This window comes from Pedobacter sp. ASV1-7, assembly GCF_040203335.1.
Lineage (GTDB): Bacteria > Bacteroidota > Bacteroidia > Sphingobacteriales > Sphingobacteriaceae > Pedobacter.
Genome location: NZ_JBEHBV010000003.1, coordinates 314941 through 330029 on the forward strand (window position 1 = coordinate 314941; position 15089 = coordinate 330029).

Below are 15089 nucleotides of genomic sequence, written 5' to 3' on the forward strand. Positions count from 1 at the left end.
TAAATGATTAATGCCAGAAATTTTCGCTTTAGAAAGCAGGAGTTATCCCTTAATTACTATAATCCCCTTCCTATATAAGTCCAATGCTTTTTGCAAAATGCTTTCAATAGTCATTACAGGCAAGTCTCTGTTTGGATTAACCCTAAAAATCTTCATTCTGGAACGGTCTCCTTTTTCCAATTCTGGATAATCAAGGTATTTTCCTTCTACCATTAGAATATATGGATGATCTGTTTTTTTATCAGTCCATAAATAACAAAACATTTTTTTCTTGTAGCAGAAACAAGGCATCCCCCACTTCTGTGTTTCAGTAATATTTGTGTCCTGTTCAAGTATAATACTGCGTAACGCTAACAAACAGCTTCTGTTAGGTTCATCTTTGTTCAGATAGTAAGAGTCAAGTTCCTTTAACATTGATTTCTTATTTTATCGCAAATACTTTTGGGGGCAATAGTATTACCCCCAAAAATACAATATAACCAATAGGATGAAAACTACAATTTATCCAAGATAGCCTCAAGTGCCTTCACACTTAAATCCCTACCAATAATTTTTCCATTAGGATCAACCAAAACAGTGGTCGGATATTTCGCAATAGCAAACTGGTTAAGAGATACACTTTTGTTACCCTGCAAATCAATCACCTGTAACCAAGGTAACTTTTCTTTTTCAAGATCCTTAATCCAGGCTTGCTTACTATTTTCTGTAGCGATACCTAAAATTTCAAACTCCTTATCGCGATACTTGGCATACAACAATCTCAAATCCTTAAACGCAATGTGACAAGGGCCACACCAGCTACCCCAGAAATCAATCAGTACATATTTTTTCCTTAATGAAGAAAATTTCAACGGTTGATCTTTGGGATCATTTAAAGTAAAATCTTCTACAAAATTACCAACTGCAGATTGCTTACGCCCATTTAACTGACTCAGTAGATTACGCCCAAAAAAGTTATCCATTACCGCCGGAGAAACCTTCTTAGACAATCTTTCCAATACTTCCAGATCCAGGTTATCCGCATAATTCTGAAGGATCAATATGGCCGAAAAAGAGTTTGGATACTCATTTACAGTCTTAATGGCTTGTTCTTTCAATAACAAGTTATAAGCAGCTTTTCCCTTGTTGTACTCAGAAATCATATCTTTAAACTTTTGCTGCGTAGTATCACGTTTCATATCATAGAGATAAGCCTTTCCGTATTTAGCAGACAGGTCATTTATCAACTTTTCATAAACAGGTTCAGTAGCCTTTACAAAAGCATTAAAAATAAAGAAGTCTTTACTCCCTTTCACGTCTGAATTGTCGAAACGCTCTAAATTTGCCTTTATCTCAATCTTCGAAGGACGATCAAAAGGAACCGTTAACACCGTATAATCTCCCTTTGTCTTTTTTTCATATCCACTGTAAAAGTTATAAATACCAGGTTCCTTAAAAATACGTGAAAAAGTAAAAGTTCCATTTACAATTTTGGCACTGTCGCGAACTGTCGTTGGTGCATTGGAAAATAGATAAACATATTCACCATTGTATCTGCTTGCAGCTGTCCCTTTAAAAACAACCTTTTTTTCTGGAGCAGTGTTTTGTGCAACAGCGCCTAAAGCCGTTGTCAAAACAAAAAATAACATATAAAGTGATTTACACATAATATTTATATTGATCATAAAAAATAAATTAGTCCACAGGATTAGGGTCAATTAAACCATTCGCATTAATTTCAACTATAGGAATAGGAAGCGTCAGCGAATAAACAGACTTAACACTAGGTCTTAATGTTTTTAAGGTAGCAAGAGGAAGCCTGCGCAAGGCAAACCAATCCAAGCCACTTTCTTGCAGGAAATTTTTGCACACTTCCTGCACTACTAATAATTGCATAGCCTCTGGGCTGGTTACCCCATCCACATCAGTAAATTCAGTTATTCCTGCAGACAATAATACTTTCTTTAAACGCGTCTTAGCTAAACTAAGGTCCGCACCTAATAAAGCAATAGCTTCGGCCTGTGTTAAGTAAGCTTCAGTTAATCGGAAAGCATAACTGTTACATACCAAGGGAGTTTTCACGGGCTTAATTGCCGGTCCAGAATAATACTTGGTTACAGAAGGTAAGATCCCATTTATATTTGCAGCATCTTTATACATCCAGGTCTTTCTTGGATCATTAGCCAACAAATTTTTTAAAGCAGGAGTAACATAATAATCCACACTTGTATTATTCAAGTAATATTTCCAATTGTCGTTAGGGAAAGGCTGCACCGACAACATAACCTCTTCACTTGCAAAGCCTTTCACTTGAAATAAGTCTTTTAAATTCGCTTCAAGCTTAAAAGGACTATGATTAATAATATCTTCAGTTAAACTAACTACCTGAGTATAATCACCTGGAGCCCCTCTGTTAATCAATACCCTGGCCTTAAGCATTTTTGCTACCCAAACATTTGCATAATGGATTTTACTATTTAAAGGTGGCAGAGCAGCAATAGCCTCATCCAAATCTTTAAGTATTGAATTATATGTAGCCGCAACGGTACTTCTAGGTAACTTTACATTATCAGCAGAAACAAACTCATCTCTCAATATAATTCCATACTTGCTATTTACATCATAATAATGGCCAAAATAAAGGAGCAGATCAGCATTGGCAAAAGCACGCAGAAACTTAGCTTCAGCAATCATTTGTGATTTCCGTTCTGAAGGGATATTGTTTACTGGTTCTACATTCTTTAGAAAACCATTGGCCGCGTTCACCATATTGTAACCATACCTCCATTTACTTACAAGTACCGGACTGGTATTACGATAGGCCATATTCATGAATCCATCCTGACCATAAGAATAAGCCAAAGTACCGGAAAGTTCTGATGGCAAAATTTCATTTACTGAAATCCATTTAACAGACTCTAAGCTAGCATAATCTAAGCCTACATTTGCAAAAGTGTAATACACGCCATTTAATACTGTCTCAGCACTTTTAAGGTCAATGATTACATTGCCATCTACTAACTTATTTGTAGGAAAAACATTCAATTGTTTTTCACATGAAAAAAATGTACTTGTTAACAATAACAGTAGCAATAATTTGAATTGTATATATTTCATCTCAATATCTTATGTTAAAACCCAAGTTTAAATCCTAGTGACAATGTACGTACCACTGGATAATTACTTACATCAAAATATCCCCCGCCTACACTAAATGTATCATTAGTTGTCTCAGGGTCATTTCCAGGATATTTAGTTATGGTGAACAGGTTGGTTGCAGAAAGAAAAACTGAAGTATTCTGCAATCCTGCACGTTGCATCCACCTTGTCTGGTTAAACCTATAATTCATATTTAAAGTCCTTAATTTTATATAAGAAGAACTGAAAACATCAATAGATGATGGCATAGGCATGTTACCTTCCAACACCAATCGTTCACGGTTAGTCTCCGTATTTCCTGGATGGTATCTGTCTAACATCAGCGCATGCGAATTTGAGGTGCCATTAAACTGTCTGCTGCTGATGTGATCACCCCATAACAATTTGCCCCCTTGAGAAAATGTGAAGAACAATTGAAGATCCAGATTTTTGTAACCAAAACCTTGTGTAAAGCCACCATAATATTTAGGTGCAGCATTTGCAATAATAGTTTTTGCATCAGCAATTGCAGATTTACTTGATTTGAAGGTTTCATAGTCCAACTTGTACATTGGATCACCAATATTTAAAAATGGATAAAATACTGTATTACCCGGACCTAGTTCTTTTTTATAAGCATCCAGTTGTTCCTGTGTTTTAATGATCCCGGTGTGGGTATAGCCAAGAATCATTCCTAGAGGCATTCCTTCTGCAATCCTCGTATTCTGCCATTCCAGGCCAGTCATACTTCCCGACTGCCCCAAATTAGCTTTTGGATCCAATCTGGTAACTATGGTCTTATTCCAGGTAACGTTAAATGAAGCATTCCACTTAAAATCTTTACTTCTTATAATGTCACCCTGCAAAGAAAACTCAAAACCTTGGTTTTTAAGATCTGCAGCATTGCTTAGTAAGAAAGCATAAGAACTACTTGATGGAACCGGTAAATATAGTAATGCACCAATGGTTCTCTTATCGTAATAATCAGCCGTAACTTGTAGCCTATTGTTAAACAATGAAACATCTAATCCCAGATCCGTAGACTTTGTACTTTCCCACTTAATGTTTTCATTACCAAGCTGAGTTGGGATTAAAGCATTTGCCCCGGCATATGCCTTAGGGCTATACAAAGTACGATACATCTGATCGCCAATATTCTGGCTTCCCGTAAGTCCATAGCTTCCCCTTATTTTAAGGTCATCAATCCATTTTACATCTTTCAGGAAGTTCTCTTTAGAGATTCTCCATCCTAAAGCTGCCGAAGGGAAGTATCCAAATTTATTATTTGGGCCAAACTTTGAAGAACCATCTGTCCTACCTGTGAAAGTAAACAGATACTTATCCATTAGGGTATAATTTGCACGCAAATAAAATGACAACAAATAACTCTGTGGCCCGGAAGGATCATCACCAGTAATAAACAAAGGTGTTATAGCAGAAGAAAGGTTGTTTAGCGAATGATCATTAGGATATCCTGAGGCTGTAGCACTGAAGAAGCTATTTTTTCTGGTTTCGTAAGATGTACCTGCCAAAATATTGATATCGTGAATGTCTGCTATATTTTTAGTATAGGTAAGTGTATTTTCCAAAAACCAGTTGGTCATTCTGCTATTTGAGTTGCTTCCAATCCCTGATCTTTCTGTAGGTGTACCAAAATAGCTACCTGTCTGGATGAAACTTGGCATATAAATACGCTGGTTATAAGTCTGCATATTCATTGATACCGTACTTTTAAACTGTAAGTCTTTTGTAATATCGTATAGTGCCGATAGTGAGCCCAACATACTAAAAGTCTTGGCATTGTTCGTTGCCTGTAACAATCCTACAGGGTTTTGAAAACCCTGGTAATCTTCACCACCCTGCCCAACAAAACTGGTAGGCATCCCATTTTCATCATATGGTGCCAAATCGGGACGAGCCCTTAATGCTTGCCCATAAGCGCCATCACCAATATTCTGGTCGGTATAGCCTAAATTCAAATTGGTGATAAACCGGAACCTGCTACCGATCTCATTCTCTAAATTCAACTTACCCGCAATACGCTGATAGTTTGTTGATTTTACTACACCAGGTGTTTGATTATACGAAATAGAACTGAAATACTTGGAAGCCGCACCACCACCCTGTACAGAAAGGTCGGCATTGTGAGAAACAGTATTGCGTGTAACCTCCTTCAGCCAGTCTGTATTCGCATTACCAAAGAAGGTATTTGAATGATTTAAAATAACGTCAATATTTTCCGGGATATAGTCTTCATTCGGATCTGCTTCAATCATTAAATTTTGCGCAGATTCTGTAAGCAACATTTTGTACTGATCAGCATTTAATAATTTAGGTAATTTTGGTGTTGTAACTGTGGAATAATAATTAGCCGAAATCTGAGGTTTCATATCTTTTTTTCCTCTTTTTGTGGTAATCATAACCACACCATTAGCAGCTTTTGAACCATAGATTGCGGTAGAAGATGCATCCTTAAGGATACTGATCGATTCGATATCCTCGACATTTAATCCACCCAAACTATTTAGTCCATTAGTAAATGCCGTTGATAAACCTGCATTCATACTTCCCATCCCATTGATCTCATTACCAATAGGACTGCCAACATCAAATCCGGGATTGATAAAGCTGTTCGATACCTGAACCGGTACGCCATCAATAATGTACAGAGGGTCATTTCCACCAAGTAAAGAACTTGAACCTCGTATCCTGATGCGCACAGCCCCACCTGGTGAACCATCAGCTTTAGTTACCTGAACTCCGGTAGCTTTTCCAGCCAGCGCATTATCAATAGTTGCAAAAGGAGCATCTTTTAAATCAGCAGCATTAACAACTGACACAGACCCTGTCAGATCCTTTTTCTTTGTGCTACCATAACCCACAACTACCACCTGATCCAAACTTGAGGTTTCTGGTTCCAGAGAAACATTAACCGTTGTTTGCTCTGCAACATAGATTTTCTTCTGTTGATATCCGATATAGCTAAATACCAGCAAATCGCCCTTATCAGCATCTATACTGTAAGCCCCAGATCCCTCAGAGATTGTCCCCTTACCTGTTGTTTTATTTAAAATGGTGACTCCAGGAACAGCCCTTCCTGTTTCATCAGTAACCTTGCCTTTAACTGGATTTTTCTGATTAAACAGTTGCAGTACCTTATCAGTTAGTGATTCTGATTTCTTTTTGACAACAATATTGTTGCCGTTGACAATATTGAATGTTAATGGGAGTGCTTTAAAATGACTGCTCAGCACCTCTTCAATACTCACATTTTTCACATTGATACTCATACGCTGCTTATATATCCCATTTTCGTAAAGGAATACATAACCAGTTTGCTTTTCAATTTCCTTAAAGACATTTTCGATAGGCACATTCCGTTCCGATAAGGAAACCTTCTGACTATACCCTGCAGCACTCGCCTGCATTAATGCTATAACTAACATCAAGGTGGTAAGTTTCATAACTCTTAATAGTTTTTCCAGGAACCATGCATCAGGCATAGCTCCGCTTATAAAGTTTAATTTCATTACTTTTGTAATGTTTGGGTGAATAAAGAAATGGTTTAGTTGAATTGTTTTAATACCCTTTAATTGGGCGGCCCAGATTTTATGCGGAGGTGCTAGTAACACCTCCGTAATTTTTCCGTTTCCCTTCAATAAAATTTCAGGTTAATTTTTAATCATACTTCGTTGGTTTGTTTAAGGTTTAATAATGATCTTTTGTGGTGTTTGTTGATTCTTTTTTTCCAGAACGAACTCCAATCCTAATAACTTTAGGACTTCCAATGCTTGATAAGCATTCACATTTCTATACAGTTTTCCTGAAAATTTCTGATCACTTAGTGAGCCGGTATACACTACATCAATGTTATACCAACGCGAAAATGTGCGTAAAATAGTTTTTAAATCAGCATCTTTAAAATAGAACAAACCATTTTTCCATGCTGTAGCCTGTTCTACATCAGCTTCTGTTATTTTTAATTCAGAATTCTTGTTTAAGATAGCCTCCTGTCCCGGACGTAGGGTAACGCTGCCCATTTCTCTAGCTTTCCCGGAAGATGAAAGTAATGATACTTTCACACTACCTTCAAGCAATGTAGTCTTCACAACACCTTCATCCTTATAGCTATTCAGATTAAAATGAGTACCCAAAACAGAAATTTCCTGTTGATCAGTAACAACTATAAATGGCATTCTGCTATCTTTAATCATTACTTTAGCTACTTCAAAATAAGCTTCTCCTATTAACTGAACCTTTCGTTCTGAAGTATTAAACTTCGATGGAAAGATCAGTTTACTATCTGCATTTAACCATACACGAGTACCATCAGATAAAGTAATTTGGTAAGTACCTCCACGAGGTGTTGAAGCCGTTAATAATTGGTTTTCCTCTTTAACATCTATATAACTACCATCATTATAGGTTAAATCTGTTGCTCCAACTACAAGTCCTGTTTTAGTATCACTAAGCGTAATTGCCTTTCCATTTGCAAGGGTTAATGTTGCTTTATTACGTCCAGGAGCATTGTCATTAATAGTCAATAAAATCTGCTGATCTGAACCAAAATAATTTAGGTCGTTAATGAAAAAATATCCTCCTGCACTCAATGCAATTATAATGGAGACTGCTATACTTATTCTCTTCCAAAGTTTGACTGCCTGATTTTTTGCGGCAAATACATTCCGATTATCTTGATAATCTTCTTGAACTTTTAAAGTTACCAGGCCTTGCAATGTTTTGTCCCATATTATTTCTGAATCGCCTTCATTAAAACTGATCAGTTTCTTTTTCAATTCTTCTTGATGCATTAGACTATCAAACAATTCTCTATTACCTTGGCTTGCATTAAGCCATGCGTCAAGTTGTTTCTGTCCTAGGGCATCCAGTTCTCCTTTAACATGAGCGGAGAAAAGTAAAGCTATATCAAATTCATGTTCAAACATTCCAGTATGTTTTATAATCACCTCTACTGATTCGAACTTAAATACTAATTATTTAAGCTCTTATAAAACATAAAAACGACATTTCTTCCAAACGCCTAGTCGAAAATCATTTTTTTGATCAACAAAAACACAAAACAGAAATAAAAATCTGATTTTCAGAGAAATAAAATAAAATTTATTTACCATTAAGGAATAAGATAACGGCAAGCATCATAGCATCAGATAATCCTTTCTCAACAAATGTGTACCGCAGCTGCTTAACTGCTCTAGCTTTATGATTGCGAACCGTTTTAACAGAAATATTTAACTGATTTGCAATTTCATCTGTTGTTTTATGTTCAAAATAAAGCAATTTAAACACCTCAGCACATTTTTCGGGTAGTTCTTCTATTTCCCTATTAATGATATCCAGGTAAGCAGATTCTGCCGCTCTTTGAAGTATCCTTTCATCATCACCTTCAAGCTGCCTTAAATATTCATCCTGCCAGCCTTTACGTCTCTTATTTTTCTTTAGGTAATCCAAACAAGCATTTCGGCAACTGATATAAAGAAAGGCTTTAATTTTAATTGGGTCTGAGTACTGTTCCCTAAATTGCCATAATTTAACAAAGCAGGAAGCTACAATATCTTCTGCTTCAGCATCATTACTTACGAATCCTTTAGCAAAATAACGTAAAGATTTATGGTGTAAATCAAAAAAATACCGCAAAAGGCTTTCATGGTCTTTGTGAAAAGACTCCTTTCCTTCATGCTCTATTTCGGTATTGATTTTACTACTCATACATCACATGTAACGCTTAGCTTATGCATGACAAATATAATAACAATAACTTTTAGCTAGTTTATGAGTTTTCAGTAGTATTAATTTCTTAAATAATAATAAGTTTGTAGTTCAAGCAATCAATATAAAATGCAAGAACAGATCAGCACCTTACTAGAAGACCTAAAACAACAAAAGATTAAATTTGCAGATGTACTGGCATTTATTGAAAGCCATTACACACATATACCTACAGCATTTAAAAATGGTGAGGCTTACAACGAAGCCACAAAAAATCAGGGTAGTGCCAAAGTATTTACCTTTGCTCAGCTCAATAGACTTACAGCATCTGACACCTTACTTTTATTTGCGGAACATTATCAGGATGTGCTGAATACACCCGAAGCTACTGATCATCAAAACATCAGGCAATTTATGGCCCATGGATGGGCTGGTATTCTATTTGAGGGAGTTGCATTGACCCAAATAGAAGATTAAATTTTTTTCATGAAATTCCTGATTTCCCAATAGTAGCAAGAAAAACGCAAAATAGGGTTTAAAATGCATAAAAAAGGGGTTTTAAATGGATTAAACCCATACAGAGTCATTGCATACTCATACAAGACTCATAGGAGACTCATATAAGCCACACCCCACAACTACACAACATACCTGACTATCATACAGTTAAACACCTAAAAACTGAATCAATTGCGTTTTCAACAGCATCTTTAAGATCATTGTAACTGGGAACCAAGACTTTTTTATTTCCAATATAATAATTTACATAAGAGCCTTTATAACCTAATTTTTACAGATAAATTTTGAAATACTATTCCCATTGGAATGCAATAAACTTTAATTAATAATACCTTAATGATTACTTAATAATGCAGTAGACCATTTACAATAATTTTGTTTCAAGTAAAACACTGCATAAGTAATGGCTCAAAAAGTAGAAGATTTACCGGACAACATACTCTTAATGCAATACAGAGAAGGAAGTCAGGATGCCTTCAATATATTGTTCCATCGTTATTTTGATGATCTTCTACAGTTTGCCATCAGGCAACTCAAAGATCCTGAACTGGCTGAAGAACTTGTTATGGACATGATGCTGAAACTTTGGCAGCATTCAGATATGATTAACATAAAGCAGTTAAATCAGTATCTATATCGTTCGATAAAAAATGCCATCATCAGCCACTGGAGGAAAAAAGCACTTTCATATGTTCCATTGGAAAATCTGACCGAATCCAGGGAACCTCTGACCTCTTCTGCTGATTACAATATGATGGATACAGAAGCACAAAAAGTATATCAGAACAAATTGGCTGCACTTAGTCCCCAGCGCCGTATGGTATATACCATGAGTAGAGAGCAGGAAATGACCAATACAGAAATTGCACAACAAACGAATCTCTCGGTCAATACAGTAAAAAACCATCTTAAAGCCTCCCTCAGTTACTTCCGTGAAAACCTCAAAACCTATACCGAGGCTACACTTATTCTTTTTTTGTCAATTCTTTCATGAATTACACATTACTGAAAATCAATACATTATATTTTATTAAAAAAAATATCAATAGCCATTAGCCCTTCCACTCTTTTTCTGCGTGTGTATATAAGAGAGGCATTTATAAATGGCACAAGAAACAGATAAAATACTCATCCGGAAATTTATAGCGGGGAACAGTACATCACAGGAGCAGGAGCGCATGAAAATATTCATGGAGCAGCCTGGCTCAGAGGAGCTGTTTAACCAGGTGATGGACGAGGACTGGCGAACGTTTAAAAAAGAAACTCCTGCCACAGACGATTATATCCTGAGCTTTTATCAGCGTTTAAACAAACGTCTTGATGAAAATAATTCAAAACCATCCCCGGTAATCAGACGAAACAATTTTTATAGGTATGCAGCGGTGTGGACGGTATTGATCTTAGGGGTTGCAACTTATGGAATCTGGCAAGCTAAAAGGGCGGCAGTCGGACCGGAAACAATTTTGATGCTATCTAGTCATAACCCCAATGGACAGCGTTCAACCGTCACACTCTCGGATGGTTCGGTAGTAACACTCGGTGCGGGTAGTAGTATTTCCTATCCTGAACGCTTCACTGGAGGTACACGGGAGATTTCCTTACAAGGAGAAGCTTTTTTTGAAATTACTAAAAATCCAGGAAAGCCTTTTATTGTACAGACCGGGAATGTGCAGACTAAAGTACTGGGCACTTCTTTTAAAATTGAGGCTTTTAAGGGACAGCAAATTGCTGTTGCTGTAGCAACCGGAAAAGTTCAGGTCAACCGGAAAATTACTGGTTCGGACAAATCGGAATCTCTTGCTGTATTGCTTCCGGGTGAGGCAATTGGATTTAATCCTGCTACAGGTCTAACCACTAATGCCAACATTCCTGCCATTGAGCTCACAGGATGGAAAAAAGGTAAGCTCACATTTGCAGGAACCTCGCTTAGCGAAATGCTGAAAGTCCTTGAACGCTGGTATAATGTAAAAATAGAGCTCCGCAACAAGCAGATTGGAAGGTACACGATGAACATTCAGCTGGATGGCACCAGACCGATAACACAATCACTGGAAATACTTAAGGCCACCACCAAAGCCGGTTACATCATAAAAGATAAAACGATAATCATTCAGTAAATCAGACACCATTTAAACAGGAGGAATATGATCTAACAAATTGACAAAAAAAAACCGTTCCCAAAACAGGAACGGTCTAAAAGTTTACTAAGCCTTGGTTTGGACGCCTGGCGGCTTAGCGAAAATAATGGTGATGCTATAAGCCTCACCACAATCACAGATTTTTTCATAAATGAAATAACCCGATAATTATACAAAACTATGCAAAATGTAGTAAAAAGCTACGATAAAGACTTTCTAAATAAACTCTTATTCCTGATGAAGCTATCTTTTATCATCCTGAGCTTGCAGCTTACTCTTTCAGGAGTTCTGTTAGCAGCTACAGCGAACAGCCAGAACCTAAGCAAAGTAAAGGTTAAGCTGGATCTGAAAAATGCCAGCCTTACAGAAAGCCTGCTGATCCTGCAAGCAAAAAGTGGGATTAAATTCTCTTTTTATGAGCAACTGTTAGATAAGGAAACGAAGAAAATAACATTTCTTTCAACAGACATTTCAGTTAGTGATGCGTTGAAAAACATATTAAGTAATACCAATCTCCGGTATAAACCCTTTAATGATTTTGTAGTTATCGAGGCTAAACCCATCCCCTATCAACAGAATGGCCGTATAAGCGGCAAGGTACTGGATGACCGCGGCGAGCCGCTTCCCGGAGCATCTTTAAAGATCATACAGATCAACAAAACTATGCAAAGTAGTGTTAACGGCAGTTACAGTTTTAACATTACACCCGGCACTTACACCCTCGAAGTAAACTACATATCTTTTCAGACGAAGCGGATCACTCAGGTAGAAGTGAAAGCAGATCAGCTAACCCCTCTCAATATTGTTCTCCTGCCATCAACTAATAAGCTCGATCAGGTTACCGTAACCGGAAGCTTCAAAAAAGAAAGCGTTGCCGGACTATATGCCACACAAAAAAATGCCGCTTCCGTAACTGATGGCATTTCCGCCGAGCAAATTGCACGTACCCCTGACAACGACATGGGGCAGGTATTAAAACGTGTTACAGGACTGACGACAGTAAACAACCGTAGTGTGATCGTTAGAGGAATGTCCGATCGTTACAATCAGGCCATGCTGGATGGAGTAGTCATTCCAAGTACCTCACAAAACAGACGTGATTTTTCCTTTGATATCATTCCTACCGAAATGGTAAGCTCTGTCGTTGTCAATAAAACGGCAACACCAGATGTATCTGCCGAGTTTTCAGGTGGACAGGTATCAGTGAATACCATAGATATTCCACAACAGAATTTTACCAGTATCCAATTAGGCACTGGTGGTAATTCACAAACTACCGGCAAAGATTTCTATCGTTTGGGCGAGCGTCATACGAGTGAGTATTTCGGTTTCTTTGATAAATCCGCAAAAATACCCGCAGGCATAAAAACCTGGGAATGGGCAAACCGGGCATCACAACTGGATGCGCCTCCGGGCTATATCCTGACTGACCCTGAATTAAACGCTGCCCCCCTCAACACAACAGAGTTTGGAGATGCCCTAAAATACAATGATCTGGATGCCATTGCCCAGTCTAAAAGGTTGAATAGCGATGCTATGCGTCCATACAAGTACAAAGCTTCACCAAATCAAAATATGCGTTTCTCACTCGGTAGGGTATATGATCTCAAAAATGGAAACCGTTTTGGATTTGTGACATCGGCAAACTTCAGAAATGAGCAAAATATTGTTTCTTTTAACAATGTGAGGCGTTCGCCTAACGGCAACTATATAGACAGTGTAGGCCTTGGTGATAATGGGGCGGGCACATCTTATCGGTTTAACAGTAGTGCAGGAGTAGTCGCTAACATGGGATTGCAGGGGCAAAGTTTTAAAGTGGCTTTAAAGAATATGTATGCCCGAACTTACGGTGATAACTATAATGAGTCTATCCAGAAACCCCGTGAAGATTCTAATCCAATCGCCACTAAACTAGTCTATCAATTGCCTGAAGCTATGTCTTTGCAACAACACCAGTTGACTGGCGAATATCAATTACCCTGGAAGATTAAAGCCGAAGGAATGTTTACCGTTAATAAGATCAATCAACAGATTCTCGATGAGCGTAAACTGTCTTATAGATTAACTACGATCATTGACGACAAACCTTACTTTCAAACACCTGGTTTAATGACCCATTCTGCAGCTTCAACAGGGGGCTCTTTCAAAGATTGGCGCATGTGGACCCGTATCGATGAAACCGATTACAATTGGAGTACTGCATTTTCCCGCAAATTTGGAGAAGGAGAAACGGTATCTACCCTGCTCAAATTTGGCTATCAGGCATGGACAAAAAAGCGGTCGCTGGATGTAAATAAAATGGTTCCCTGGACAAGATCCTGGATTGAAGGAACTACCAATCAACAAGCTCCGGTGAACGAGATTCCCTACGACCAGCTGTTTAAGACCGAAAATATAGGAAATGGAGATGGCCAGGCCTATTATTACGCAGATGCACTTGGAGGACGATATTATGATGGAGATATGAGTTCTCATGCCCTCTTTCTGATGGCCGATCAGAAACTGTGGACTAATCTTCGTCTGGTATATGGTGTTCGGGCCGAGTATTTTGGTCTATATTCGAAGCAGGAAGAGCTTTATAGACGATCCTATAAAGACGAACCTGATCCCGACGATACACAAAGACATCGATTTGGTGTCAAGGAAAATAACTGGCGATTCCTCCCATCGATAAATGCTACCTATAGCTTAACTCCAGAGTTTAATATCCGGGGAAGTTACTCGAGAACAATCATACGCCCCGACTTTAGGGAGGTGGGTATGTTCGGGATGTATGATTTTGAAATAGACGGTTATGTGTACGGAGAACATGTTCAATCTACTTTGATCGACAACATCGATGTACGATTGGAATGGTACCCTTCCCCTGGCGAGATTATTTCATTGACAGGATACCACAAATACCTGGATAAACCGATCGAATTGGTTCATTCAGGAAATGGGACCAACCAGTTTACCTATGCCAATATGGAAAGTGCTAGAAATTTGGGGCTGGAACTGGAAATTCGGAAAAATTTTAGTTTTATATCCGATCGGGATTGGGCAAAAGACCTGTTTATATCTGCAAATGGGACGCTTCTAAAATCAAAAGTTAATGTATTAAGTGCCTGGGATTGGGTCAATAATTCGGAAACTCAAGTAGCCGAACGTGTACAGCAGCGCTATCCGCGTCAAGACAGACCATTGATCGGTCAGTCCCCTTGGTTGCTGAACCTGGGAATAGGGTATTGGGGAGATCGCTTTGGCGCTACTGCAAGCTACAACCACCGTGGATATCGAACCAACCTGGCCAATGTTAAATTGGCATTAGTGGAATATGAATTGGCTCCAAAACAATTAGACGCACAATTTTATGCCCGTTTCTTAAAGAAAAAAATGGAGGTTAAGTTCAATATATCGAACCTGCTGAATGATTGGACCAGATATTATATGAATATGAATGATTATGAGCAAGATGAGACGAAACTTGATGTCTTAAAAGAAGGCAAATCCATTCAATATAGTAAAGAAGAGGGTGACAACATCACCTACCGTAAAAAAGAAGGGCGACGTTTTGGTCTTTCTGTAAGTTATAATTTTTAAATAAAG

Annotated in this window: 10 protein-coding genes and 1 pseudogene; 4 read left to right on the plus strand and 7 right to left on the minus strand. The window is 37.9% G+C overall.

What is annotated here, in order from left to right; all coding sequences use genetic code 11:
* Positions 1-42 precede the first annotated feature (42 nt).
* The 6 genes from ABDJ41_RS09220 to ABDJ41_RS09245 all read right to left on the minus strand — a co-directional run bounded on the left by ABDJ41_RS09220 (position 43) and on the right by ABDJ41_RS09245 (position 8844).
* Positions 43-414 (minus strand): DUF1801 domain-containing protein, encoded by a 372-nt coding sequence (locus ABDJ41_RS09220; RefSeq protein ID WP_349785665.1) that lies wholly within the window; start codon positions 412-414, stop codon positions 43-45.
* 80 nt (positions 415-494) lie between these two features.
* Complete coding sequence (locus tag ABDJ41_RS09225) at positions 495-1628, minus strand: redoxin domain-containing protein (RefSeq protein WP_349785666.1); 1134 nt, start codon at positions 1626-1628, stop codon at positions 495-497.
* Positions 1629-1674: 46 nt separating this feature from the next.
* Entirely contained in the window at positions 1675-3096 is a 1422-nt protein-coding gene (locus ABDJ41_RS09230; protein ID WP_349785667.1) for a RagB/SusD family nutrient uptake outer membrane protein, read from the minus strand.
* Positions 3097-3110: 14 nt separating this feature from the next.
* Positions 3111-6647, minus strand: a complete 3537-nt coding sequence (locus ABDJ41_RS09235) for a SusC/RagA family TonB-linked outer membrane protein (RefSeq protein WP_349785668.1) — start codon at positions 6645-6647, stop codon at positions 3111-3113.
* A gap of 171 nt (positions 6648-6818) precedes the next feature.
* The gene (locus ABDJ41_RS09240; protein WP_349785670.1) at positions 6819-8063 is read right to left on the minus strand and encodes a FecR family protein; all 1245 of its coding nucleotides are present in this window, start codon (positions 8061-8063) and stop codon (positions 6819-6821) included.
* 175 nt (positions 8064-8238) lie between these two features.
* Positions 8239-8844 (minus strand): RNA polymerase sigma factor, encoded by a 606-nt coding sequence (locus ABDJ41_RS09245; protein WP_349785672.1) that lies wholly within the window; start codon positions 8842-8844, stop codon positions 8239-8241.
* A gap of 129 nt (positions 8845-8973) precedes the next feature.
* Here ABDJ41_RS09245 and ABDJ41_RS09250 point away from each other — a divergent pair, with 129 nt between their 5' ends.
* Complete coding sequence (locus ABDJ41_RS09250; protein WP_349785673.1) at positions 8974-9321, plus strand: HopJ type III effector protein; 348 nt, start codon at positions 8974-8976, stop codon at positions 9319-9321.
* A 181-nt stretch (positions 9322-9502) separates the two neighbouring features.
* Here the strand turns inward: ABDJ41_RS09250 and ABDJ41_RS09255 are convergent.
* Positions 9503-9610 (minus strand): annotated as a pseudogene (locus tag ABDJ41_RS09255) (hypothetical protein); the annotation flags it as partial.
* A 156-nt stretch (positions 9611-9766) separates the two neighbouring features.
* Here ABDJ41_RS09255 and ABDJ41_RS09260 point away from each other — a divergent pair.
* The 3 genes from ABDJ41_RS09260 to ABDJ41_RS09270 all read left to right on the plus strand — a co-directional run bounded on the left by ABDJ41_RS09260 (position 9767) and on the right by ABDJ41_RS09270 (position 15083).
* The gene (locus ABDJ41_RS09260; RefSeq protein ID WP_349785674.1) at positions 9767-10357 is read left to right on the plus strand and encodes an RNA polymerase sigma-70 factor; all 591 of its coding nucleotides are present in this window, start codon (positions 9767-9769) and stop codon (positions 10355-10357) included.
* A gap of 109 nt (positions 10358-10466) precedes the next feature.
* On the plus strand, positions 10467-11480 hold the full coding sequence (locus ABDJ41_RS09265; RefSeq protein WP_349785675.1) for a FecR family protein: 1014 nt from the start codon (positions 10467-10469) through the stop codon (positions 11478-11480).
* A gap of 201 nt (positions 11481-11681) precedes the next feature.
* Entirely contained in the window at positions 11682-15083 is a 3402-nt protein-coding gene (locus tag ABDJ41_RS09270; RefSeq protein ID WP_349785677.1) for a TonB-dependent receptor domain-containing protein, read from the plus strand.
* Positions 15084-15089: the final 6 nt, after the last annotated feature.